This is a genomic window from Lentibacillus sediminis (assembly GCF_002763455.1).
In the GTDB taxonomy this organism is placed as follows: Bacteria; Bacillota; Bacilli; order Bacillales; family Amphibacillaceae; genus Lentibacillus_D; species Lentibacillus_D sediminis_A.
Window position 1 is genome coordinate 95,423 of sequence record NZ_NIXK01000002.1, and the last position, 24,154, is coordinate 119,576.

Below are 24,154 nucleotides of genomic sequence, written 5' to 3' on the forward strand. Positions count from 1 at the left end.
GGGTCCTGAGAAGAAGGGAGAATCGTGACAATGAAAGGCACTGCTGCCGTTTTGCTTATGCTGCTGGTATTTGCCGTGCCGTCGATTGTTCATGGTGAAGTGAAAGAGCCTCCAGTCAGTGAATTGGAAGATGAAATTTTGAATAATGTATCGCTGGACAAGGTTGAGTCACATTGGACAACCCTGGTGAATGAGTACAGCGGTTATCTGCCAGGACTTGATAAAGTGAGCATTTATGAGGCAATTAAAAGTCAGGAATCTTTTTCGCTTGGCGGCATTCTAAGAGGGTTTTTAGAATTCTTTTTCCATGAACTGATTCAAAATGGCAGACTGCTGGGTTTGTTAATCATGCTCACGTTATTCTCGGTTGTGCTGCAAACCATGCATAATGCTTTTGAAAATAGTGCAGTCAGCCGGATCGCCTATTTTGTGGTGCATATCGTGCTCCTGTTTATCGCCCTGAACAGCTTCTATTTGGCTGTATCCTATGCAAATGAAGCAATTCGGGGGATGAGCAGTTTTATGATTGCCCTTTTGCCGCTCGTACTGGGGTTGATGGCTGCCTTTGGAAACTTTGTGGCTATCTCTTTTTTTCACCCGGTGATATATGCGCTTATCAACTTAAGTGGTGTGCTTGTTTCCCATTTTATTCTGCCGCTTTTGTTTATGTCGGCACTGCTTTTGATCGTAAGCAGCCTGAATGAAAATTACAAGGTGACCCATCTGGCTAACCTGTTCCGAACGATCGGCCTTGGCACCCTCGGCATTTTTTTAACAATTTTTCTTGGTGTCATGTCCGTGCAGGGTGCAGTCAGTGCCGTGCAGGACGGTGTTGCGATGAAAACAGCCAAGTTTGTTACCGGCAATTTTATTCCAGTCATCGGCCGGACACTGACGGACGCGGCAGACACCTTTTTAAGTGCCGTCCTGCTCTTGAAAAATGCTGTCGGTGTCGTAGGGGTGTTTATTGTTTTATTTATTTGCCTGTTTCCGGCCCTGAAAATTTTTGCGATTGCCCTGATTTATAAGTTTGCTGCTGCCGTGCTGCAGCCGATTGGCGACGGACCGGTCATCAGCAGTTTAAATACAATCAGCAATTATATTGTCTATATTTTAGCCTGCCTGCTTGCCGTTTCGTTTATGTTTCTCTTGGCGATTGTGATTATCGTGGTCGCCGGCAATCTGACCTTGCTTATACGTTAGGATGATGAACAATGGATGCATTGATTGAATGGGTTACCCAAATTATCCTTTTTTTGCTGCTGGCATCAGTGGTCGATTTATTAATTCCGGCCACAGCCATGAAAAAATATATAAAATTGGTTGTCGGATTGATTCTTATCCTGCTTCTCTTGCAGCCGATCTTTTGGCTGTTCAATGTGAATATCCATCAGGCCGTGGAAACGGCGATAGCCCGGGTAGAGGAACAAACGGAGAGCGCTGAAACAGAAGAAAATTTAATAGATTTACAAAAAAGTGAAATACAAGCCTCTCAAGATGCATATATTTTAGAACAAATGGCTGTCCAACTTAGAAGTTTGGCAGAAGAGCCAATGGCTAGTGAGCATCAGGCACAGATCACGGCCATAGACTTTCGATTTGCCGAGGAGGAAGCATACAGCTTCGAAAGTCTGAAGGAAGTCATTGTTCATGCAGCCGATTCTGAAGATCGGGAAGGAACCGTAAGTTCAGTAGATGAGGTGGTGATTGACACGGATGCACCCGAAGCGAGTGAAGAAGGACAAGACACAGAAGAAATAAAAAATCTGCTCCGTCAAGTCTGGGAACTGTATGACAAAGAAATCACGATCGTTTGGGAGGGAGGGACATCTTGAAAAACCTAGTTGATAAATTTTTTCAGGGCAAAAACGGGGAGGGGAAGCCCCCATCAAAGAAAACCGGCTACATTGTTATCCTTGCTGCGGTGGGACTGTTGCTCTTAGTGATCAGCAATCTGTTTTCCGAACCGGATGAGCCGGATGCTCTCCCCCCGATGGAGGAGGAGATCCAGGAAGAGCCGCAGGAAAATATCGCTGAAGAGACATCCGCGACAGCAAGTGTGGAGGAACTCGAGAAAAGCTTCCAGGATGAACTTGAAGGAATGCTTAATCAGATGCAGGGGGTATCAGAGGCCGAAGTCATGGTCAATCTCGGATCCACAAAGGTAAAAGTGTATGAAAAAAATCTAATACAAGGGCAGCAGACCACTGTGGAAAATGATTCCAACGGGGGGACGAGAGAAGTGGAAGACGTCACCGAAGAAACCCAGGTCGTCCTGGTAAGACAGGGGGATAAAGAAGTCCCGCTGTTAACCCAGACAGAAAAGCCGGAAGTAAGCGGCGTGTTTATTGTTGCCAAAGGCGCAGAAGATGCAACGGTGGAGCAATGGATTGTTGAGGCGGTTTCCCGTGTGCTTGATGTTTCCACACATAAAGTGTCTGTAATGCCAAAAGATTAAAGGGAGGAAAAAAGATGTTAAAAAAACAAACGGTATGGCTGTTAACAATGCTGAGTTTAATGATTGTCCTGAGTGTCTATTACATGACCTCCGACAGTGATGATTTAGCCTACATCGGTAATGGGGATTCCAATGAGGCGGTTGCGCCGGAACAAGAGGAAGAAGACAGTGAGGGTGCTGAGGACGCAAATGTGGAAGACATCGCCAACACAGGGCAGGATGAATTATTTGCCTCACTGCGACTGGAAATTCAGGATGAGCGGGGCATGAAAAAAGAGCGGCTTTCTGATATTGTCGCCTCTGCTTCTGCTTCGACCACGGAAAAAGATGAGGCATTACAGGAAATCGATGCATTGGAAAGTGCGTCCACTGCCGAAACAGTGATAGAGGAAACCATTATGGCGGGGGCACCATATGAGGATGTACTTGTTCGTTCCGATGAAGATAACGTTCATGTACATGTAAAGGCCGACGAACTATCCAAAACGGAAGTAGTGAACATCATGCAAATGGTCAGAGATGAATTCGGTGAAGTGCCGGTGGATGTCATTCATGAAACATCAACCGCAAGCAAATAATCATCTAAGGCATCCGGTAGAAACATACCGGGTGTCTTTTTATTTGGCTGTTTTCTAAAAAAGTTGTTTTTCGCAGTATACATAAACTGCGAACTAATCCACCGCTCCGGAAATACCCCTCGCTTTCCGCGGGTGGCTGGTGAGCCTCCTCGCGCTGTCGCGCTGCGGGGTCTCACCGATGCCATTCCTCCCGCAGGAGTCTCGGGATATTTCCTCCGCTGAGAATGTGCTTTGCAACTTTCTCACATTTATAATCATAACAGCTATTCACTTTGTTAATGGTTGATTGGAGCGGAGGGCATCCGACTCCTGCGGGAAGAAAAGCCTAGGCGAGACCCCGAAGTGCGCCAGCACAAGGGGGCTCGGCAGCTTCCCGCGGAAAGCGGATGCCCGTAGAGGAAATCAACGAGCACTCTGTCGCATTTTTCCATCAACCACGAAATAAAAAACAACAAAACATAGGAGAAGAACCTTTTATTTCGCATCGCCTCAGAATATTGCTATAATTGATTAGAGAAGTCTACTCAAGTAACGGTGGCATAACATAACCCTGCTGATTTAGAGGCTTACTTGATGTTTGCCGTCTGTTTAGCGTAGAATGTTAATAGGAGTTATTAGTACCTAATGATAATGGAGAATGAAGGGGTGCAGAGAAGATGTTAAAAGTACAGGAACTGCGGGAAATTATTAAACTGGTGGATAACTCGGACATCAGCGAATTCACCTATGAAGCAGATGGGACAACCATCTCAATGAAAAAATTACAAGAAAATAAATTAGTTGTGCAGCCGGAATCCAATACGCCTGTCACCGAAACACCAAGTGTGCCGGAAGTAAAGGAAGAGCCTGTCAGAAAACAGGAAGAAGTGCCAACTGCCAAGCCGGAAGCAGAAACAACTGAAGCCAAGCAGACAGATTATGATTACGAAATTGTTTCTCCGATGGTCGGTACCCTTTATGCGGCATCCTCACCGGAGGCAGATCCGTATGTCTCCACTGGAAGCAAAGTGGAAGCAGACACGGTCGTCTGCATCGTGGAAGCAATGAAATTATTTAACGAAATTGAAGCGGAAGTAAACGGGGAAATCGTGGAGGTTCTGGCCGAAGACGGAGAGCTTGTAGAGTACGGACAGCCGTTATTCCGAGTAAAGAAGCAGTAAGGGGATGGAAGAAGTGATAAAAAAACTGTTGATTGCCAACAGAGGAGAAATAGCGGTACGGATTATCCGCGCATGCAAGGAGCTGGACATCGAAACCGTTGCCGTTTATTCAGAAGCGGACAAAGAAGCATTGCATGTGCAACTGGCGGATGAAGCATATTGTATCGGTCCGACATCCAGTAAGGACAGCTATTTAAACTTTACCAATATCATGAGTGCAGCAACGCTGACAGAGGTGGACGCGATTCATCCCGGTTACGGTTTTCTGGCTGAAAATGCCGATTTTGCCGAGATATGCAAGGCTTGCAACATAACTTTTGTTGGGCCGACCCCGGAAGCGATCCAGAAAATGGGGATCAAGGATGTGGCACGGGATACCATGAAAGCAGCAAATGTGCCGATTGTGCCAGGCTCTGACGGAATTATTGCCAGTGAAGAGGAAGCAGTAGAGGTTGCTGATTCGATTGGTTATCCGGTGATTATTAAAGCGACTGCAGGCGGCGGGGGAAAAGGGATCCGCGTAGCCCGGACAGAAGAAGACTTGATCAAGGGGATCCGCGTCACCCAGAAGGAAGCCGAGACAGCATTTGGCAATGCGGGTGTTTACTTGGAAAAATTCATTGAAGATTTCCGTCATGTAGAAATCCAGGTGCTTGCCGACAGGCACGGAAATGTTGTCCACTTGGGGGAGCGGGATTGCACCATTCAGCGGCGTCTGCAAAAGCTGATTGAAGAAAGTCCCTCCCCAGCCTTAACACCGGAAATCCGCGAAAAAATGGGGGAAGCAACCGTTAAAGCGGCAAAAGCAGTCGATTACGAAGGCGCCGGCACCATTGAGTTTATTTTTGACCGAAAGACAAAAGATTTTTACTTTATGGAAATGAATACAAGAATTCAGGTGGAGCATCCGGTGACTGAAATGGTAACAGGAATTGATCTGATCAAAGAGCAAATCAATATTGCCAACAATGAACCGCTGTCGTTTGCGCAGGAAGATATTGAGTTTGACGGGTGGGCCATTGAATGCAGAGTCAATGCAGAGAATCCGTTTAAAAACTTTATGCCTTCCGCCGGGGAAATCAGCATGTATCTTCCGCCGGGCGGTTTAGGTGTACGAGTGGATTCTGCTGCTTATCCCGGTTATCAGATACCTCCTTATTATGATTCTATGATTGCCAAATTGATTGCATACGGCAAGACTCGCGACGAAGCGGTCAAACGCATGAAGCGCGCACTTGATGAATTTGTCGTGGAGGGCGTCTATACCACCATTCCATTCCATCGGTCGATCATGGAACACGAGGTGTTTCAGCAAGGCGACTTTAATACGAATTTCCTGGAGGACCATCCGATTTTGGAAAAAAAGGAATAGATTTTGTTTGAACATCCTCTTAAAGTACAAATGACGAGGGAGTTGAAGATATGAACGAGCAACCACTATTGCATGTAAGTGATGAGGCCGGCTTGGGGACGGTCGAAATCGCACCGGAGGTTATTGAAGTAATTACTGGAATAGCTTCCGCGGAAGTGGACGGTCTTTTTGCGATGCGGGGCAATTTTGCATCTGGTGTGGCTGAGCGATTTGGCAAAAAAGCTCATAATAAAGGCGTGAAAGTGGAGCTGACAGAAGACGGGATCATGATTGATCTGTATGTCATTCTCCATTTTGGCGTATCCATTCCAGAGGTGGCGCAGAACCTGCAGACAAATATAAGGCAGACACTGAAAAGCATGACTGCATTGGAGATTGCCGAAGTGAATATTCATGTCGTCGGTATGCAAATGGATGCAGAGGATACAGAATAAAAGCAGGGGTCAAAAGATGCGTTCTTTTGACCTTACTTTATTTCTTTCGCCTCGTCCGGCCTTTCTGGCATTGCCCGGCTAATCGTGATATGATTTACCTGAGATATGGATGAAGAGGAGTTATGGAAGATGAACCGACATGCGGCAAGAGAAAAAGCATTTCAGCTCTTATTTCAGCTGGATATGCATGATCACGATACCCGGCCGGAGCCAGAAGAAAACGACCCATTCCTGCGAACCTTGGTGGAAGGGGTGAGAAACTCCAGAGAAGAAATAGATACGACCATTTCACAGCATTTGGAAAACTGGTCTTTCACCCGCATTGCCTCCGTAGAGAAAACGATTTTGCGGATTGCGACCTATGAAATCAAATTTTTGGAGGATATTCCGCAAAATGTCTCCATTAACGAAGCAATTGAGTTGGCAAACCGTTACGGGGATGAAAAGTCCGGCAAGTTTATTAATGGTGTTTTGGCTAAAATCATTGCATAAAGGAGGAGAAACATGCCAGCAGAAATCATCAGCGGAAAAGAACTGGGGAACGAATTACGGCAGGAAATGAAAAAGGAAGTGGACCAACTTAAGAATAGCGGGCTTACTCCTCATTTAACGGTGATTATCGTGGGGGACAACCCTGCTTCCAGATCCTATGTCAGAGGAAAAGAGAAGGCGTCCGATACTGTCGGCATTTCCTCGGAAGTAATCGAGCTTCCATCATCTGTAACAGAAGAAGAACTGCTTGGACTAATTGATCAAAAAAATCGTGACGCGAGTGTGCACGGAATTTTAGTCCAGCTGCCGCTGCCGGAACAAATCAGAGAAGAAAATATTATTGTTGCAATCGATCCGGCTAAGGATGTCGATGGCTTCCACCCAATCAACATCGGCCGGATGATGACAGGGCAGGATGCACTCTTGCCATGCACTCCTTATGGCATCATCACAATGCTGAAATCAAGAAATATTCCGATCGAAGGCAAACACGCAGTCGTAATTGGACGAAGCAATATTGTCGGTAAACCTGTCGGGCAGCTGCTGCTTGCAGAAAATGCCACTGTTACTTACTGTCATTCTAAAACAGACAAGCTCACAGACTATACAAAAAGCGCCGATATTTTGATCGCCGCTGCCGGCAGAGCAAATATGATTAATAAAGAGCATCTAAAAGAAGGTGCGGTCGTCATTGATGTGGGGATCAACCGCATGGAAGATGGCTCTCTTACCGGGGATGTGGACTTTGAAAGTGCAAAGGAAATAGCATCATACATTACACCAGTGCCCCGCGGAGTCGGTCCAATGACCATTACCATGCTGCTGAAGAATACCATTCAGGCAGCCAAAGGACTGGCCAATTCATGAAAGACCGATACTTAACCGTTACCGCTCTCACTAAATATATAAAGCGGAAGTTTGATGCGGACCCCCATTTAAAAGGCATTTGGCTCAAAGGTGAGATTTCCAATTTCAAACATCACAGCCGCGGACATATGTATTTGACAATCAAAGACAATCAATCCCGCGTGCAGGCAGTCATGTTTGCAGGGAATAATCGCCGCCTCCGGTTCCGGCCGGAAAACGGAATGAATGTGCTGATTAAAGGGGAAATCAGTGTCTTTGAGCCGTATGGGCAGTATCAGTTATACATACAGCAGATGGAGCCTGATGGCATCGGTTCCTTGTACCTGGCTTTTGAACAATTAAAAGAAAAACTGGAGAAACAAGGCTATTTCTTGCCGGAACATAAGAAAAAGCTCCCGGTATATCCCAAGCATATTGCCATTATTACTTCTCCCACCGGGGCAGCGGTGCGTGACATCCTCACGACCATTCGACGCAGATACCCGATTGTAAAAACGACCGTCATCCCCGTTCTTGTTCAGGGAGATAGTGCACCGCGCTCGATTGTCGAAGCATTGAGATATGCCGACAGTGGGGGGCTATTTGATACGATTATTCTCGGCCGGGGCGGCGGTTCGATAGAAGAACTATGGAGTTTTAATGAAGAAATCGTTGCCGAGGCGATTTTTCAAGCTGCAACACCGATTATTTCTGCGGTGGGACATGAAACGGATGTTACAATCAGTGACTTCATCGCTGACCTGCGTGCTCCAACCCCGACTGGCGCTACCGAACTGGCAGTGCCTTCCCAGGTTGAGCTTACTGAAAAAATTCATTCACTGGAGCGTGCAGTTCACAGAGAAATGCAGGGGCTTGTCACGGCAAAAGAGCAGCAGTTAAAAAAATTAGAGGGAGCTTACGCATTTCGCTACCCGGCCATGTTACTTGAGCAAAAAGAACAACAACTGGACAAATTTGTGGAATCCATCCGGCGCTCTGCGGGGAAACAAGTGATGCAGCAGCAATCCGCCTATGAGAGCTTAAGGGCACGGTTATTCAGGCAGCATCCGGAAAAAAAGCTGAAGCTGGCAAAACAGCAGCTGTCCAGGGCTGTGAAACAGCAAAACCGCCTGATCGAGCAGCAGATCGAGGAGAAACGCAGCAATTTGGCTCAGCAGCTGGATAAACTGACTTTGCTGAATCCACTGGAGATTATAAAGCGCGGGTTTGCACTTCCTTATTCAGCAGAAGGGAACATCATCCGGAATAAAGATCAAGTAGAACCCGAGGACAGAATTACCGTGAAAATCAGTGACGGCAGTCTGGACTGCAAGGTATTGGGTATAGAGGAGGCTAACAATGAATCAACAGGAGGAACTATCGTTTGAAGAGGCGATGAAGCAGCTTGAGGGGATTGTGGAAAAACTGGAAGAAGGGGATGTTCCACTGGAAAAAGCGATTAACTACTACCAGGAGGGCATGAACCTGACTAAAGTCTGCAATGACAAATTGAAAAATGTTCAGGAAAAAATGACACAGATAATGAATGAGCAGGGAGATCTTGTTCCATTCGAGCTGCAGGAGGAAGAATAAGGGTGGAAGAGAATTTGAACACATTTATTGAGCATTACAGGAACCTGGTGGATAAGGAAATAAAGCAGCAGCTGGAAAAACTGCACATTTCAGAAAATCTAAAGAAATCCATGCAGTACTCCATGTATGCTGGAGGGAAAAGGCTACGTCCTGTTCTTTTAATGGCCAGTTACGAGACATATGGGAACAATCATTCCAAGGCATTGCCTGTTGCGGCAGCACTGGAAATGATTCATACGTATTCGCTGGTCCATGATGATCTGCCGGCAATGGATGATGATGATACGCGCAGAGGGATGCCGACCAACCACAAAGCGTTCGGGGAAGCAACTGCGATACTGGCCGGAGACGCGCTCTTAACGTATAGCTTTGAGATAATCTCCGAATCGATCCAGCTGTCTGCAGAAGAAAAAGCAAAAATAATGGCCATGTTGGCTAAAACTAGTGGTCCGTCCGGCATGGTGGGCGGCCAGTTTCTGGACATGGAAGCAGAGAATCAGCGGATTACATTGGAACAGCTGGAAACCATTCATACCCTGAAAACGGGAGAATTGCTGCGTTTTGCTGTTTATGCAGGTGCTTTTCTGGGAAATGCTTCTGAAGAACAATTGAAGCAGCTTGAACAGTATGCCTATTATTTGGGGTTAATTTTCCAGGTGCAGGATGATATTCTGGATGTTACCGGCGATGCGGATAAGATCGGAAAACCGGTAGGAAGCGATGAAACCAATGCAAAGAGCACTTATCCGAAGCTGCTCGGTTTGGAAGGCGCCATTAAGAAGAAAGAAGAATATACGGCGCTTGCCAAAGAGGCATTGCAAAAAGCAGATGCTGGAAATTCTTATTTGATGGCGCTTACGGATTACTTTGCCCAGCGAGACCACTAAAGAGGTAAGTTACTAAAAGGAATGGCAGAGGAATAATGCAATGAAAAAAAAACGTGTGGATGAATTATTAGTGGAACGCCACTTGGCGGAAAATATGGATAAAGCGAAACGGCTTGTCATGGCGGGGCTTGTTTATACAAAAGAGCTCCGTCTCGATAAGGCCGGTATGCAGGTTGCAGCTGATACCCCGCTGACCGTCAAAGGAAAGGCAATCCCTTATGTTGGGCGCGGCGGGTTGAAAATGGAAAAAGCCCTTCAAGAATTTTCCATTTCCGCTGCTGGAAAAACAATGCTGGACATCGGATCTTCCACCGGCGGCTTTACGGATTGCGCTCTAAAAAATGGGCTGAAGCTGTCTTATGCGATTGATGTCGGCTATAACCAATTGGACTGGAGGCTGCGCAATGATCCGCGTGTGGTGGTGATGGAGCGGACGAACTTCCGCCATGTCACCCCTGAGATGCTGAGGCAAGGTGTACCGAGCCTCGCAGCAGCCGATGTGTCGTTTATCTCATTAACCGTCATACTTCCCGTAATGAAACAGCTGCTTGCAGAAGGAAGTGATGCCGTGGTATTGATCAAACCACAATTTGAAGCAGACAGGGATCAAGTTGGAGAGAAGGGGATTGTGCGTGATAAACAGATCCACCGGCAGGTTCTTGAAAAAATAATTGGGTTTGCCCGGAAGCAGTCTTTTGTATTGTTGGGACTCACCCATTCGCCAATCACCGGCGGGGACGGCAATATTGAATTTCTCGCTCATCTTGGCTGGAAGAAGGACGAACAAATGAAAGATACGACTGTGTATATAGAAGAAACGGTAGAAACAGCACATCAGGAATTGGTGTCCAACTGAGTATCACGGCAGGCAAAACAGGAAATCGGAGTGGTTATATGAGTAAAATTCAGCGTCATATCAAAATAAGAGAATTAATCACCGAGCAGGAAATTGATACCCAGGATGAGCTCGTTGATAGGCTCAAGCAGCTCGGTTATAATGTTACCCAGGCAACGGTGTCCCGTGATATTAAGGAGCTTCATCTTGTGAAGGTTCCCTCCGCCACCGGCAATTACAAATACAGTCTGCCCGCTGACCAGCGCTTTAATCCTCTGGAAAAACTCAAACGCTTAATCATGGATGCCTTTGTGAAAATAGATCATGCCAGCCATTTTATCGTATTGACAACTTTACCGGGAAATGCCCATGCAGTTGGGGTTTTAATTGATAACCTGGACTGGGAAGAAATTATGGGCACCATTTGCGGGGATGATACCTGTCTGATTTTATGCAAAACTGAAGAAGATACAGTGAAGATTAAACAGCAATTCCTGGACATGCTATAGCTGGAGGATCAAGGAATGGGAGGGGAAGAAATGCTGACAGAATTAACCATTCGCGATTTTGCTATTATAAATGAAATATCGCTCACCTTTAATGAGGGGCTGACTGTGCTAACAGGGGAAACTGGTGCCGGGAAATCAATTATCATTGATGCCGTGCAGCTTTTAGCTGGTGGGAGAGGCTCAGTCGACTTTGTCAGACATGGTACCAAAAGAGCCGAAATTGAAGGACTCTTTACCATCGACCGGAAAAACCATCCAATTTATGAATTGGGTCTCGAGTACGGCATCGAAATCCAGGAAGAACAAGTTATTATGCAGCGGGCAATTACCTCCGGCGGAAAAAGCATTTGCCGGATCAATGGCAAACTGGTTACACTGGCCATATTACGGGAATTCGGCCGAACGCTGATTGATATCCACAGTCAGCATGAAACACAATCCCTGATGGACCCGGCTAACCATTTGCAGCTTTTGGATATGTATGATGAAGCGAATATCAAGAGCACAAAACAGGAATATCGTTACTTATACGAGAAACTTACATCATTAAGAAAAAAATATAAAAACCTGAACGAAAATGAACAGGAGACGGCACATCGGCTTGATCTTCTGCAATTTCAGCTGAATGAACTGGAAGCAGCCAATCTGCAGCCCGATGAAGATGAGACATTGGAGGAAGAGAGCGCATCACTGGTCAATTATGAAAAAATATACCAGGCCATTCAGGATGCTTATAACGCGCTGTACGGTGAACAAAAGGGACTGGAGTGGCTTAACATCGCCCAGCAGGCGCTTCAGGACAACCGGGAGTATGATCCATTTATTGCGGAGAAAGCAGAAGACGCATCCAACCATTATTATATATTAGAGGAAATGACCTATGATCTGCGCAGTCATTTGGATCAGCTGTACTATGAACCCGACCGTTTAAATGAGATTGAAGCCCGCCTCAGTGAAATTAACCGCCTGAAGAAAAAATACGGACCGACCGTTAATGACATCCTCGAATACATGGCAAAAATAGAAGAAGAAATCGAACAAATCACCAACAAGGATTCTCACCTTTCTCTCCTTGCTGAACAAATTGAGGAAACAGCAAAAGATGCTTACCTCGAAGCAAAACAAATGCATGATATCCGCAAAAAAGCGGCTGGCGCATTATCAGAGGAAATTCATCAGGAACTAACAGGATTGTATTTGGAAAAGGCTGCTTTTACAATTGATTTTAGTCAAAAAGAAGCCGCGGACAGAAAAGATGTGCAGCTGCATGAAAATGGTTTTGACTTTATTCGTTTTTTTATTTCCACCAATCCCGGTGAACCGGCAAAAGAGCTAAGCAAAGTAGCTTCGGGCGGGGAAATGTCGAGAATTATGCTTGCACTTAAAAAAATATTCGCCCAGCATCAAGGAGTGACAAGCGTCATTTTTGATGAAGTGGATACAGGTGTCAGCGGGCGTGTAGCCCAGGCGATTGCCGAGAAAATTCTCCAGGTATCCAGTGAATCCCAAGTTCTGTGCATCACCCACTTGCCACAAGTCGCAGCAATGGCTGATACCCATAAACTGATTGAGAAACAAGAAAGGAACAACCGTACATTCACCTCCGTTTCCGAATTGCCGGCCGAGGGCCAAATGAAGGAACTGGGCAGGATGATCACCGGAACCAAATTGACGGATACAGCAAAAGAGCATGCCAAAGAGCTGCTTGAGATGGCAAATGCGTTTAAGAAAAAGATGAAATAAGCATCTGCAGGAAAAGCCAGGACAACTGGCTTTTTTTAGTTAAGATTATTTTCTAATCGCAATAACTATAGAATGCGACGTAAGTCAATGGGGTTCATGATCGCCGCTGCGGAAATACCCTTCGCTTTCCGCGGGCGCTGGTGAGCCTCCGCGCGCTGTCGCGCTGCGGGGTCTCACCTATGCTTACCATCCCGCAGGAGCCTTCGGGTATTTCCTCCGCTAATTGTCTGCTTTGTTAAATCAAACAACAGCTATCCACTTAGTTAATGGTTGATTGGAGCGGAGGGCAGTCGACTCCTGCGGGAAAGCACGAGTCTAGACCTGAGCAGGAAGTGCACTTCTTCCGAGGAGGCTGAAGCCGTGCCCGCGGAAAGCAACGAGCACACATGTCGTGGGTATTTCCGCAGCGGCTGCCTATGTCGCAGTTTCCATCAATTACGAAATAAATTAGCAATAAAACTTACGATTACCCTAAGTTAAAAACTTTATTGCTTACTTGCTCTTTTTCATACCATTACACGCCACACAATGGCTATTCACTTTCCAGAGGATTTTTTAAGGGAAATGTTACACATCTTTCTTATCTTTCCCCGGTTTAAATCACATGGGTTTAGGTCAAATTAGAAGTACAGACAACAATGGTATGGGTTAGGAACGAGGAGAGTGAAGTTGTGTGAAATCACCGCAGACAAACAGAATACGATTGATAATAGGCGTTTTTCTCCTTATTGCTGTCATTGCCGTTCCTTTTTTACCCTCAATGCAGAAATATCTTGCCATTCCCAATGAAATGGTGACCTTTCATAACCAATCGCCCATTGAGATGCCTGATTTAGGCGCTAATGTGGACGTTGAAGCAGCCAGCGGGCACATTCAGGCGATTGACACATCCGTATTTTCTGCCACAAAGCCGGGAAATAGTCAGCTGATGTATGAAGTCGGCGGTTTTCCCATTAAAAAAGTCGATTTATCCGTCATGGAGGATCTTCGTATCATTCCAGGCGGTCAATCCATCGGGGTGCAGTTAAACACACAGGGTGTGCTCGTAGTCGGGCATCACTTGATAAGCGGGGGAGAAGCAGAAGCATCTTCACCTGGAGAAGAGGCCAACATTCAGGTGGGGGATATCATTACGAAAATAAACGGAGAGACAATAGAGGAGATGGAAGATGTTAAGCCGCTGGTTGAAGAGGCAGGCAAGAACAACGAGAATTTGCAAGTAACGATTAAGCGCCAGAATGAAACCATTTCCACAGAACTAGAGCCAGTACTCGATAAAAAAGCAAATCAGTACAAAATCGGTTTGTATATCCGTGATTCGGCAGCCGGCATTGGAACCATGACCTTTTATCATCCGGAATCAAAAAAATACGGAGCACTGGGCCATGTCATTTCCGATATGGATACAAATAAACCGATTCAAATTGACGATGGTTCCATCGTTCGTTCAACCGTTACTTCGATTGAAAAAGGAAATAATGGGACACCAGGCGAAAAACAAGCGAAATTCTCTATGAAGGATAATGAAATTGGCACGATAACGAAAAACAGTCCCTTTGGTATATTCGGGGAATTGAATGAGCAGATTTCCAACGGGGAATATAATAAGCCGTTGCCAATTGCCTTATCTCATGAAGTAAAGGAAGGACCAGCGAAAATTTTAACCGTGGTTGAAGGGGAAGAAGTAGAGGAATTTGAAGTGGAAATTGTTAGCAGTGTTCCGCAAAAATTCCCAGCAACCAAAGGGATGGTTGTTCAAATTACCGACCAGGAACTGCTGCAGAAAACAGGCGGCATCGTCCAGGGAATGAGCGGCAGCCCGATCATCCAGGATGGAAAAGTCATTGGTGCAGTCACCCACGTGTTTGTCAATGACCCAACATCCGGATACGGCGTGCACATTGAATGGATGCTCCAGGAAGCAGGCGTAGATATTTACGGGGAGAATAAAAAAGCAAGCTAATGAATGAAACCTGTCATGTGATCAGCATGGCAGGTTTTTATTCATGGCTGTTTTCATAAATGGATGTTATCTATAAACTGCGACATAACCTGCCGCTGCGGAAATACCCCTCGCTTTGCGCGGGCGCTGGTGAGCCTCCTCGTGCTGCCGCATTGCGGGGTCTCACCGATGCTTACCATCCCGCAGGAGTCTCGGGGTATTTCCTCCGCTAGTTGGTGTGCTTTGTAAATTAAACCACAGTTACCCGCTCTGTAGATGGTTGATTGGAGCGGAGGGCATCCGACTCCTGCGGGAAAAGCACGAGTCTAGACCTGAGCAGCGGCGGTTTTCCGCGAGGAGGCTGAAGCCGTGCCCGCGGAAAGCGGATGCCCGCAGCGGAAATCAACAAGCACTCATGTTGAATTTTCTATCACTTGTAAGGATTAGATAGCCTACTATGAAAATTCCCCTGTATTTCCGCAGCGGCGGGAGCGGTGGCCATGTCGCAGCTTCCATCAACTACGTAATAAAAGCTTATATTTATTACGGCTGAATATTTTTCGACAAAACTTGTCAAATATTATCAAATAACATCGAAAAAACAAGCATAATTAAGATAGTAAAAGAAAATATAAAAAAAACCAAAGTTTTTTTAAAAAAAGAAGGATATTCGATTTTTTTGTAGAATAAGTAAAGAGTAGGATGGAGAAAAATTTGGCAATACATAAGAGGAGGAGTTTTATCGTGGAGAAAATTTCAGTATGTTTGGTGGATGACAATAAGGAGCTTGTGCAGATGATGGAGGACTATTTTGCCGAGCAGGAAGATATTGAGGTTATCGGCACAGCATACAATGGCAAAGATTGTTTGTATCTGATGGAGGATCTGCAGCCGGATGTTCTCGTTTTGGACATTATTATGCCGCATATTGACGGGCTGGCTGTACTTAACACGTTAAGGCAAACAGAGCGGCAAAGTGTGCCAAATGTAATTATGCTGACAGCGTTCGGACAGGAAGAAGTAATGAAAAAAGCTGTCACATTGGGAGCTTCCTATTTCATTCTTAAACCATTTGATCTGGACAATCTGGCTGATCAAATTCGTCAGGTGAATGGAAGCAGCATTTTGACTACCGGGTCACGGAAAGTCGCCCGTAAAGAGAAGCAGGCCAAGGATATTGAGACAAGCATTACGAATATTATTCATGAAATCGGTGTGCCTGCCCATATTAAAGGATACATGTATTTAAGAGAGGCGATTACGATGGTCTATAACGATATTGAGCTTCTCGGTTCTGTCACCAAAGTGCTTTATCCGGATATTGCCAAAAAATATAGCACCACAGCTTCCCGTGTGGAACGGGCAATCCGCCATGCTATTGAAGTAGCCTGGAGCAGAGGGAATATTGAGTCCATTTCTGCCTTGTTTGGCTATACGGTAAATATATCAAAAGCAAAACCTACTAATAGTGAATTCATTGCTATGGTTGCTGACCGGCTGCGGCTGGAGCACCGGGCGAGTTAAAATAATAAAGGATAAAGAAAACCTGATCAGTGACCGGAATTGCCCGGATACTGATCAGGTTTTCTTTTTTCTCATCCTGCATAAATGAAACTCTGGCCTACCGCGATATAAGCTTGTGATTAGTCATTTAAGGTCTTCCTTAGGCAAAGAAGGCCCGGTACAAGGAGTTTAATGCACGGTTTAAACCTTCTGACTCAATTCCAAACATCATCGACACTTCGGAAGAACCCTGATTGATCATTTCAATGTTGACATCCGCTTCCGTGATCGCTGTAGCAGCCCGTTGTGCCACACCAAGCGTACTCATTAAGCCTTCACCTACAACCATAATCATTGCCAAGTCGCGGTTTATGGTAACGGTCTCCGGATTCAGCAACTCATGAATTTTTTTTATGATATTATCCTCTTTTTCCGGTGTCAGCTTGCTCTCGCGTATAATTACCGACAAATCGTCAATTCCGGAAGGGGCGTGTTCAAAAGAAATTCCCTCTTCCTCGAGAATCTGCAGGAGTTTCCGCCCAAAACCGACTTCTCGGTTCATCAGATATTTACTGACATATAAACTGCAAAAACCGGTATCACTGGCAATGCCGACCACGCATTTTTCGGTTTCTTTCTTTTCCGATACTATCCGTGTTCCGGTTGCCTCTGGGTTATTCGTATTTTTAACTTCCACAGGAATCCCTGCACGGAAAGCAGGAATCAGCGCCTCATCATGAAACACGGAAAAACCTGCATAGGACAGTTCCCGCATTTCCTTATAGGTTAATGTCTTAATTTCTTTTGGGTGGTTTACGATCGTTGGATTCACGGTAAAAACGGAATCAACATCGGTAAAGTTTTCATATAATGCTGCTTTTACACCAGCGGCAACGATCGAACCCGTAATATCCGAGCCGCCGCGGGAAAAAGTCACGAGTTCTCCTTCCAGCGTATAGCCGAAGAAACCGGGAATCACCATAATTCCTTCTTTTTCTCTTAATGCATGGATTTTGGCGTAGCTCTCCGGGAGCATTTTCGCATTACCCGGTTCGTTGCTTACAAGGATGCCGGCCTCTTTCGGATTTATGTATGCAGCTTGCAGCCCCAGTTGTTGCAGATATGCGCTGAGAATTTTAGCTGAACTGTCTTCTCCGGTTGATTTCAATGCATCCATTTTTCGTGCTGCCGTTTCATTGCGCTCCAGAACTGTACGAATTGTTCCCTCAATTTCTGTTAGAATTACTGACGGAAGTTCCAGTTCTGCTGTGATGCCCCGGAACCGTTGTAAAATAGTGTTAACTATCTCTTCTGTGGGTTTACCGTTTTCCTGCGCATTCGCTAATTGAATCAGCTTATCGGTTATTTTAAAATCTGTTGTTGATCGCTTGCCAGGGGCAGATACAACAATGAATTTCCGCTCTGGATCCTGTCTGATAATCTCCGCCACTTTGCGCAGCTGATGCGCATCCGCGACAGAGCTACCCCCAAATTTTGCTACTTTCATTTCTCAAGTCCCCCTCGGCCGTTGTTTGTTTTTTTCACAATATCCATTTTAACAATAATAGAGAATTACTCAAGTCACTATAAAAGGCCCCTCTTTTGCTGACAAGCGTTTTTAAGGCATTTTGCTACGAAAAAAGACGGAGTGCATTAAATCTCTCCATCTTTTTCGTTCATGCTATTCTGTTTAGCCAGGTTCTGTCTTTTCCTGTCCCTGTGGACAATAAACCCAACGATGAAAGCAATCCCCCCTGCACACATGAAAAGCCCGGCCGTAAACTGCAGGCTTGTGTGCAGGAATATTGGATGAAACTCATCAAACAAGGTGTCCCGCATCAGCTTTATTCCAAGTGCAGCTATCACTCCAGGAATAAACAGGAGCGATACAGCAATAATTCTGATCATCTAGATTCCCCTCTAACTTGGTGTTCCTAGCTTAAGTATAACAAAAAACTGAGACATCTGGAATGAAGGCGTTTTTGAAAGGCTCTTTTCGTAAGTTTTGTTGCTTTATAATCCTCGTAATTGACAAAAAATAAGACCAATTAAACAGGTCTAACCCACCGCTGCGGAAATACCTTTCGCACCTGCTGAGCGCTGGTGAGCCTCCTCGTGCTGCCGCACTGCGGGGACTCACCTATGCTTATCATCCCGCAGGAGTCTCAAGGTATTTCCTCCGCCTGCGATTTTATCTGTAAATTCAAACAACAGTTATGCACGCTGTTAATGGTTGATTGGAGCAAGGGCAGTTGACTCCTGCGGGAAAAGCACGAATCTGAAGACCCCGCAGGAAGCGATCTTCTTCCGAGGAGGCTGAAGCCGTGCCCGTGGAAAGCGACTGCCCGCAGCGAAAATCAACGGGCACATATGTAGTGTTTATAGAATAAAACATCATTCTTAGAAAAAACCTTCGAAAAATCATTTGCCAAATTATGCATGGTCGCGTATGATGAAACCATGCAAAAAAATGCAAGGTGGGATGAGATGAAGCGTGTGCTGATTGTTGGAGCTGGCAAAGGCGGATCCGCTCTTCTGGAAATCCTCCATACGACAAAACGCATGGAAATTGCTGCTGTGATTGACCATAATAAGGATGCGCCCGGCATCAGTCTGGCCAAGAAGTATGAAATACCAACCGGCTGCGACTGGAAAAGCTGGCTGGATAAAAATATCGATATTATCATTGAAGCTACAGGCAAGGAGCAGGTTTTAAAGGAACTAATTAAGGAACGAAGCCAGAATACGGTGGTTATCCCGGGAGCGGTTGCTTATATTATCTCCGAGCTGATTGATGAAAAAGAAGCGCTGCTGGGGAGAATCAAATTGCAGATGAATAACCAGGAGCTCATTTTGAACAATATCCGCGACGGGATGATTGTAATCAATCGTGAAGAACGGATTAAATTCGTGAATCAAAGTGCCCAGCGGATTATCGGCTCAAAGAAGGATCAGCTGGAAGGTCGTCGCATCATGGAAGTAATTCCCAATTCACGCCTTCCGGAGGTTCTCCGCAGCGAGCGAAAAGAAGTTAATCAGAAACTCTTCCTGGAAAACGGAAAAAAAATCATCACCACCCGTATTCCCATAATTAATGCGGAGGATAAGCTGATTGGCGCTTTTGCCATTTTCAAGGATATTACCGAAGTCGTCAACCTGGCAGAGGAAAATACCGATTTAAAAGAAATCAAAACAATGCTGGAAGCGATTATTCATTCCTCTGATGAAGCCATCAGTGTAGCCGATGAGAATGGAAACGGGCTGATCATTAACCCGGCCTATACCAGGATCACTGGTTTACAGGAATCCGATATCATCGGCAAGCCGGCGAGTGTCGACATCTCGGAGGGGGAAAGCATGCATATGAAGGTGCTGGAGACAAGGCGCCCTGTCCGCCGGGTTCGCATGAAGGTGGGGCCAGGAAAAAAAGATGTGCTGGTAAATGTGGCCCCGGTGATTGTTGATGGGAAAATAAAAGGCAGTGTCGGTGTCCTGCATGATGTTTCAGAAATTCAATCCCTGACCAATGAATTAAAGCGGGCGAGACAGATCATCCGCAATCTCGAAGCAAAATATACGTTTGACGATATTATCGGCACGTCTCCGGAAATGAAACTGGCACTCGAACAAGCCAAAGTGGGGGCAAAAACTCCTGCCACCGTTTTACTGCGAGGCGCTTCCGGTACAGGAAAAGAACTGTTTGCCCATGCCATACATAATGAAAGCGATCGGAAACATCATAAGTTCATCCGTGTCAATTGTGCCGCCATTGCAGAATCTATCCTGGAAAGCGAACTCTTTGGCTATGAAGAGGGAGCTTTTTCGGGAGCGAAGCATGGCGGGAAAAAGGGCTTGTTTGAAGAGGCAAACATGGGAAGCATCTTTCTTGATGAAATCGGCGAGCTTTCTTTAAATATGCAGGCAAAGCTGCTGCGTGTGCTTCAGGAAAATGAAATTATCCGCGTAGGAGGAACAGAGCCGATTGCGCTGAATGTGCGGATTATCGCTGCAACCAATGTTAACTTGGAAAAAGCCATTATGCATCAGTCTTTTCGGGAGGATCTTTATTACCGGATAAACCGTCTGCCCATTTTTATTCCTTCTTTAGAGGAGCGATTATCTGATCTTCCGGAACTGGCTGAGCACATTATCCAGAAACTCAACGAAGATTACGGCAGAAAAGTTCATGCTGTAAATGAACGGGCGATGGAATATTTGAAAAGCTATAAATGGCCGGGGAACATAAGGGAATTGGAAAATGTTATTGGCCGTGCAATGATTTACATGCATATAAATGATGAGGTTATCCAGCGGCAGCATATTCCGGAACTTGGCACGTCCTCCCAAGGCTCACAAATTAGTGCTGCACCACGGGCCGGCATATTACCTCTTCAGGCAGCAATGGAGCAGTATGAAAAAGAGTTAATTAGAGAGGTTTATCAGCAAAATAATTACAATAAAACGAAAACAGCAGAGGATTTACAAATCTCCATCCGCAATCTGTATTATAAAATGAACAAATATCAGATTGACTGATTGACAAAAATAGCATGCAATTAATTGCAAAAATGCAAACATCTGCAGAGCCATCCGCGGTAAAATGAAGCGCTTTCATGTGTTTGTAGTTGGCATGATTTTTGCAGTAAGATAAGTGGGGCGGACGAGGAAGAGGGGACCCAATGAAGACATTACAAGAAATCAGGCAACAGGCAAAACAAGGTAACAGCAAAGTGGTTTCAGTTGCGAATGCAGCAGACATGGAAGTGCTGCTTGCGGTGAAACAGGCAATCAGCGAAAAGCTTTGCCGGTTTATCCTGATTGCGCAGGAGGAGCGGCTTCGGCCGATTGCCGAAGAAGCAGGACTTGACCTGTCGGTTCCCGAACTGGAAATCAGACATGTCGCGGAGGAATCAGCTATTGCCCAAAAGGCAGTTGCAGCTGTCCATCATCAGGAAGCACAAATTTTGATGAAAGGCAATATCGCCACAAAAGATTTATTAAAAGCTGCGCTCAGCAAGGAAAGCGGACTGCGTAAAGGAAAAGTATTGTCACATGTGGCTCTGTTTGAAGTGCCGGCACATGACAGGCTCATTTTTCTAACTGATGCAGCGATGAATATTTCCCCGCCGCTGGAGGAAAAAGCAGAGATTATCAATAATGCGGTGCATGTTGCCGGGCGAGTCGGTATGCAGCTCCCAAAAGTTGCGCTTCTTGCCCCGGTGGAAGTTATTAATCCAGCAATGCAATCTACATTAGATGCTGCTGTACTAGCCCAGATGAACCGGCGAGGGCAAATCAGCGATGCTGTTGTCGATGGGCCGTTCGCTTTTGATAATGCGGTATCGTTGGAGGCTGCCCGGCAAAAAGGACTTACATCCGAAGTTGCCGGAAATGCTGATATTCTGGTGGTGCCGACAATCGAAGCAGGTAATGCCCTTTATAAATCGTTTATGTATTTTGCCAATGCCAAAGTGGCCGCGATGATCAGCGGCGCAAAAGCACCGATTATTTTAACATCACGCGCCGATTCAGCTGAAAGCAAACTCAATTCATTATCACTGGCGCTGGTTGCATCGAGAAATTTTTAGGAGGAATTAAACGTGGAAATTTTTACTTATATGGAAAAATATGATTACGAACAGCTTGTTTTTTGTCAGGATAAAAACTCCGGTTTAAAAGCGATTATTGCCATTCACGACACCACTCTGGGGCCTGCACTCGGAGGAACCAGAATGTGGACATACGACTCAGAGGCCAAGGCAATTGAAGATGCTTTACGGCTGGCCAAAGGCATGACCTACAAAAATGCTGCTGCAGGGTTAAATCTCGGCGGCGGGAAAACCGTGATTATCGGAGATCCGAAAAAAGATAAAAATCCGGAAATGTTCCGTGCATTCGGCAGATATATTCAAAGTTTGAATGGCCGCTATATTACTGCAGAGGATGTAGGGACAACCGTGGCTGACATGGACTTAATCCATATGGAGACTGATTTTGTAACAGGCATTTCCCCGGAATCCGGATCTTCAGGAAATCCATCACCTGTCACTGCATACGGGGTCTACAAAGGAATGAAAGCTTCTGCGAAAGAAGCGTTTGGCTCCGATTCACTTGAAGGAAAAACGGTTGCTATTCAAGGGATTGGGAGTGTAGCATTCACCTTGTGTCAATACCTGCATGAAGAAGGGGCGAAACTGGTGGTCACTGATATTAACCAGGATGCAATTGACCGTGCAGTGGAGGCTTTTGGGGCAGAGGCAGTAGCTCCGGAAGCAATTTATGAAGTGGAATGTGACATTTACGCTCCATGTGCATTAGGCGCGACGATTAATGATGAGACGATTCCCAAATTAAAGGCGAAAGTAATCGCCGGCTCTGCCAACAATCAGCTGAAATCACTGAAACATGGTGAAATTCTTCATGAGGAAGGCATCGTTTATGCACCGGACTATGTGATAAATTCCGGCGGGGTGATTAATGTTGCTGACGAATTAAACGGTTATAATCAAGACAGGGCGATGAAAAAAGTTGAAACGATTTACAATAGTCTCCAGCGAGTGTTTGAAATAGCCAGAAGAGACAACATTCCTACCTCTGCAGCCGCTGACCGGATGGCAGAAGAACGGATCGCATCATTGAAAAAATCGCGAAATCAATTTCTAGTAAATGAACATCATATCCTAAGCAGAAGATAAGGAATACAGGCAACGGAGGTAAGCATTTTGCAGCGATTATTACGAGTACTCGTTATCAATCCAGGCTCCACTTCTACAAAAATCGGTGTATTTGATAATGAAATTTGTATATTTGAACAAACCATCCGGCACAAACCGGAGGAATTGGATCCATTCCGGCGCATTATTGATCAGTATGAATACCGGAAAAATGTTATTCTGGAAACCCTGGATTACGAGGGAATCAATATATCCAAATTAAGCGCCGTCTGTGGAAGGGGCGGTCTGCTTAAGCCAATCGAGGGCGGAACATATGAAGTAAACGAGCCGATGCTTAACGACTTAAAAATTGGCTTTAACGGTGAACATGCATCTAATCTGGGAGGCATTCTCGCCAATGAGATTGCCGGTGGGCTCAATATTCCTGCTTTTATCGTTGATCCGGTAGTGGTGGATGAACTGGATGAGGTGGCAAGATTTTCCGGTGTTCCGGAAATACCACGCAAAAGTATTTTTCATGCGTTAAACCAAAAAGCAGTTGCCAGAAAAGCAGCGGACGAGCTTAAAAAACCATATGAAGAGGCAAATCTGGTTGTCACCCACATGGGCGGCGGCATTACAATCGGCGCCCATAAGAGTGGCAAGGTTGTCGATGTTAATAATGGACTGCACGGTGACGGGCCTTTTTCACCGGAGAGGGCTGGAACGGTACCGGCGGGGGATTTGGTCGCAATGTGCTTCTCCGGCAGCTATTATCGGGATGAAATTATGCGGAAAATAGTCGGCGGCGGCGGTTTGATGGCCTATCTGCAAACAAATGATGCGCTGGACGTAGAAGAACGAATTGCTGCAGGGGAAGAAAAAGCTAAGCAAATTTACGAGGCAATGGCATATCAGATCGCAAAGGAAATCGGCTCGATGAGTACCGTTTTAGAAGGAAACGTGGATGCGATCGTCCTGACTGGCGGACTTGCTTACGGGAAAGAATTTGTTGATATGATTACAAGTAGAATTAACTGGATTGCTGATACGCTTATTTTTCCCGGGGAAAATGAGCTGCAGGCACTCAACGAGGGAGTGCTGAGGGTACTGCGGCAGCAGGAAGAACCTAAAGTCTACCCCGCCTAA

General features: G+C 45.7%; 23 protein-coding genes. 21 read left to right on the forward strand and 2 right to left on the reverse strand.

Annotation, left to right across the window (positions count from 1 at the left end):
* The first annotated feature begins 30 nt into the window (after positions 1 to 30).
* From spoIIIAE to spo0A, 17 genes are all read left to right on the forward strand, one after another.
* On the forward strand, positions 31 to 1,203 hold the full coding sequence (gene spoIIIAE, locus CEG13_RS04570) for a stage III sporulation protein AE (RefSeq protein ID WP_100010696.1): 1,173 nt from the start codon (positions 31 to 33) through the stop codon (positions 1,201 to 1,203).
* A gap of 11 nt (positions 1,204 to 1,214) precedes the next feature.
* Positions 1,215 to 1,835, forward strand: coding sequence for a stage III sporulation protein AF (gene spoIIIAF / locus CEG13_RS04575; protein WP_100010697.1), 621 nt, complete (start codon positions 1,215 to 1,217; stop codon positions 1,833 to 1,835).
* The gene (spoIIIAG, locus tag CEG13_RS04580; RefSeq protein ID WP_100010698.1) at positions 1,832 to 2,458 is read left to right on the forward strand and encodes a stage III sporulation protein AG; all 627 of its coding nucleotides are present in this window, start codon (positions 1,832 to 1,834) and stop codon (positions 2,456 to 2,458) included. The genes spoIIIAF and spoIIIAG overlap by 4 nt, the downstream gene beginning before the upstream one ends.
* Before the next feature lie 14 nt (positions 2,459 to 2,472).
* Positions 2,473 to 3,036 carry a SpoIIIAH-like family protein gene (locus tag CEG13_RS04585; protein ID WP_100010699.1) on the forward strand — a complete coding sequence of 188 codons (564 nt, stop codon included), beginning with the start codon at positions 2,473 to 2,475 and terminating at the stop codon, positions 3,034 to 3,036.
* Between the two features lie 656 nt (positions 3,037 to 3,692).
* On the forward strand, positions 3,693 to 4,196 hold the full coding sequence (accB, locus tag CEG13_RS04590; RefSeq protein ID WP_100010700.1) for an acetyl-CoA carboxylase biotin carboxyl carrier protein: 504 nt from the start codon (positions 3,693 to 3,695) through the stop codon (positions 4,194 to 4,196).
* 13 nt (positions 4,197 to 4,209) lie between these two features.
* Entirely contained in the window at positions 4,210 to 5,568 is a 1,359-nt protein-coding gene (gene accC / locus CEG13_RS04595; RefSeq protein ID WP_100011182.1) for an acetyl-CoA carboxylase biotin carboxylase subunit, read from the forward strand.
* A 50-nt stretch (positions 5,569 to 5,618) separates the two neighbouring features.
* Positions 5,619 to 6,002, forward strand: coding sequence for an Asp23/Gls24 family envelope stress response protein (locus CEG13_RS04600; protein WP_100010701.1), 384 nt, complete (start codon positions 5,619 to 5,621; stop codon positions 6,000 to 6,002).
* Positions 6,003 to 6,131: 129 nt separating this feature from the next.
* Positions 6,132 to 6,494, forward strand: coding sequence for a transcription antitermination factor NusB (nusB, locus tag CEG13_RS04605; RefSeq protein ID WP_100010702.1), 363 nt, complete (start codon positions 6,132 to 6,134; stop codon positions 6,492 to 6,494).
* A gap of 12 nt (positions 6,495 to 6,506) precedes the next feature.
* Entirely contained in the window at positions 6,507 to 7,361 is an 855-nt protein-coding gene (folD, locus tag CEG13_RS04610) for a bifunctional methylenetetrahydrofolate dehydrogenase/methenyltetrahydrofolate cyclohydrolase FolD (protein WP_100010703.1), read from the forward strand.
* Positions 7,358 to 8,728: an exodeoxyribonuclease VII large subunit gene (gene xseA, locus CEG13_RS04615; RefSeq protein ID WP_100010704.1), complete on the forward strand. Its 1,371-nt coding sequence runs from the start codon at positions 7,358 to 7,360 to the stop codon at positions 8,726 to 8,728. Before folD ends, xseA begins: the two co-directional genes overlap by 4 nt.
* Positions 8,700 to 8,933 carry an exodeoxyribonuclease VII small subunit gene (locus CEG13_RS04620; RefSeq protein WP_100010705.1) on the forward strand — a complete coding sequence of 78 codons (234 nt, stop codon included), beginning with the start codon at positions 8,700 to 8,702 and terminating at the stop codon, positions 8,931 to 8,933. Before xseA ends, CEG13_RS04620 begins: the two co-directional genes overlap by 29 nt.
* A 2-nt stretch (positions 8,934 to 8,935) precedes the next feature.
* The gene (locus CEG13_RS04625) at positions 8,936 to 9,820 is read left to right on the forward strand and encodes a polyprenyl synthetase family protein (protein ID WP_100010706.1); all 885 of its coding nucleotides are present in this window, start codon (positions 8,936 to 8,938) and stop codon (positions 9,818 to 9,820) included.
* A 40-nt stretch (positions 9,821 to 9,860) separates the two neighbouring features.
* On the forward strand, positions 9,861 to 10,676 hold the full coding sequence (locus tag CEG13_RS04630; protein ID WP_100010707.1) for a TlyA family RNA methyltransferase: 816 nt from the start codon (positions 9,861 to 9,863) through the stop codon (positions 10,674 to 10,676).
* Between the two features lie 38 nt (positions 10,677 to 10,714).
* Complete coding sequence (gene ahrC / locus CEG13_RS04635) at positions 10,715 to 11,164, forward strand: transcriptional regulator AhrC/ArgR (RefSeq protein WP_100010708.1); 450 nt, start codon at positions 10,715 to 10,717, stop codon at positions 11,162 to 11,164.
* Between the two features lie 30 nt (positions 11,165 to 11,194).
* Positions 11,195 to 12,907 (forward strand): DNA repair protein RecN, encoded by a 1,713-nt coding sequence (gene recN, locus CEG13_RS04640; RefSeq protein ID WP_100011183.1) that lies wholly within the window; start codon positions 11,195 to 11,197, stop codon positions 12,905 to 12,907.
* A 673-nt stretch (positions 12,908 to 13,580) separates the two neighbouring features.
* Entirely contained in the window at positions 13,581 to 14,870 is a 1,290-nt protein-coding gene (gene spoIVB, locus CEG13_RS04645) for a SpoIVB peptidase (RefSeq protein ID WP_100010709.1), read from the forward strand.
* 681 nt (positions 14,871 to 15,551) lie between these two features.
* The gene (spo0A, locus tag CEG13_RS04650; RefSeq protein WP_192869516.1) at positions 15,552 to 16,373 is read left to right on the forward strand and encodes a sporulation transcription factor Spo0A; all 822 of its coding nucleotides are present in this window, start codon (positions 15,552 to 15,554) and stop codon (positions 16,371 to 16,373) included.
* Between the two features lie 139 nt (positions 16,374 to 16,512).
* Here the strand turns inward: spo0A and CEG13_RS04655 are convergent, their stop codons facing one another.
* Complete coding sequence (locus CEG13_RS04655; protein ID WP_100010711.1) at positions 16,513 to 17,859, reverse strand: aspartate kinase; 1,347 nt, start codon at positions 17,857 to 17,859, stop codon at positions 16,513 to 16,515.
* Between the two features lie 146 nt (positions 17,860 to 18,005).
* The gene (locus tag CEG13_RS04660; RefSeq protein WP_100010712.1) at positions 18,006 to 18,260 is read right to left on the reverse strand and encodes a DUF2627 domain-containing protein; all 255 of its coding nucleotides are present in this window, start codon (positions 18,258 to 18,260) and stop codon (positions 18,006 to 18,008) included.
* Between the two features lie 579 nt (positions 18,261 to 18,839).
* On the opposite strand from CEG13_RS04660, the gene CEG13_RS04665 reads away from it, so the two are divergent.
* The 4 genes from CEG13_RS04665 to buk all read left to right on the forward strand — a co-directional run bounded on the left by CEG13_RS04665 (position 18,840) and on the right by buk (position 24,154).
* Positions 18,840 to 20,888: a sigma 54-interacting transcriptional regulator gene (locus tag CEG13_RS04665; protein ID WP_100010713.1), complete on the forward strand. Its 2,049-nt coding sequence runs from the start codon at positions 18,840 to 18,842 to the stop codon at positions 20,886 to 20,888.
* A gap of 143 nt (positions 20,889 to 21,031) precedes the next feature.
* Positions 21,032 to 21,940, forward strand: coding sequence for a phosphate butyryltransferase (gene yqiS, locus CEG13_RS04670; protein ID WP_100010714.1), 909 nt, complete (start codon positions 21,032 to 21,034; stop codon positions 21,938 to 21,940).
* 12 nt (positions 21,941 to 21,952) lie between these two features.
* Entirely contained in the window at positions 21,953 to 23,047 is a 1,095-nt protein-coding gene (locus CEG13_RS04675; RefSeq protein WP_100010715.1) for a Leu/Phe/Val dehydrogenase, read from the forward strand.
* 24 nt (positions 23,048 to 23,071) lie between these two features.
* The gene (gene buk, locus CEG13_RS04680) at positions 23,072 to 24,154 is read left to right on the forward strand and encodes a butyrate kinase (RefSeq protein WP_100010716.1); all 1,083 of its coding nucleotides are present in this window, start codon (positions 23,072 to 23,074) and stop codon (positions 24,152 to 24,154) included.

What these genes read in the sequence shown, in the direction of transcription:
- accB (WP_100010700.1), top strand. Translation starts at nt 3,693, where the DNA reads ATGTTAAAAGTACAGGAACTGCGGGAAATTATTAAACTGGTGGATAAC.
- spoIIIAF (WP_100010697.1), top strand. Translation starts at nt 1,215, where the DNA reads ATGGATGCATTGATTGAATGGGTTACCCAAATTATCCTTTTTTTGCTG.
- ahrC (WP_100010708.1), top strand. Translation starts at nt 10,715, where the DNA reads ATGAGTAAAATTCAGCGTCATATCAAAATAAGAGAATTAATCACCGAG.
- nusB (WP_100010702.1), top strand. Translation starts at nt 6,132, where the DNA reads ATGAACCGACATGCGGCAAGAGAAAAAGCATTTCAGCTCTTATTTCAG.
- CEG13_RS04585 (WP_100010699.1), top strand. Translation starts at nt 2,473, where the DNA reads ATGTTAAAAAAACAAACGGTATGGCTGTTAACAATGCTGAGTTTAATG.
- folD (WP_100010703.1), top strand. Translation starts at nt 6,507, where the DNA reads ATGCCAGCAGAAATCATCAGCGGAAAAGAACTGGGGAACGAATTACGG.
- spo0A (WP_192869516.1), top strand. Translation starts at nt 15,552, where the DNA reads ATGGAGAAAAATTTGGCAATACATAAGAGGAGGAGTTTTATCGTGGAG.
- CEG13_RS04660 (WP_100010712.1), bottom strand. Translation starts at nt 18,260, where the DNA reads ATGATCAGAATTATTGCTGTATCGCTCCTGTTTATTCCTGGAGTGATA.
- xseA (WP_100010704.1), top strand. Translation starts at nt 7,358, where the DNA reads ATGAAAGACCGATACTTAACCGTTACCGCTCTCACTAAATATATAAAG.
- yqiS (WP_100010714.1), top strand. Translation starts at nt 21,032, where the DNA reads ATGAAGACATTACAAGAAATCAGGCAACAGGCAAAACAAGGTAACAGC.
- spoIIIAE (WP_100010696.1), top strand. Translation starts at nt 31, where the DNA reads ATGAAAGGCACTGCTGCCGTTTTGCTTATGCTGCTGGTATTTGCCGTG.
- CEG13_RS04665 (WP_100010713.1), top strand. Translation starts at nt 18,840, where the DNA reads ATGAAGCGTGTGCTGATTGTTGGAGCTGGCAAAGGCGGATCCGCTCTT.
- CEG13_RS04600 (WP_100010701.1), top strand. Translation starts at nt 5,619, where the DNA reads ATGAACGAGCAACCACTATTGCATGTAAGTGATGAGGCCGGCTTGGGG.
- CEG13_RS04620 (WP_100010705.1), top strand. Translation starts at nt 8,700, where the DNA reads ATGAATCAACAGGAGGAACTATCGTTTGAAGAGGCGATGAAGCAGCTT.
- CEG13_RS04655 (WP_100010711.1), bottom strand. Translation starts at nt 17,859, where the DNA reads ATGAAAGTAGCAAAATTTGGGGGTAGCTCTGTCGCGGATGCGCATCAG.
- CEG13_RS04630 (WP_100010707.1), top strand. Translation starts at nt 9,861, where the DNA reads ATGAAAAAAAAACGTGTGGATGAATTATTAGTGGAACGCCACTTGGCG.
- recN (WP_100011183.1), top strand. Translation starts at nt 11,195, where the DNA reads ATGCTGACAGAATTAACCATTCGCGATTTTGCTATTATAAATGAAATA.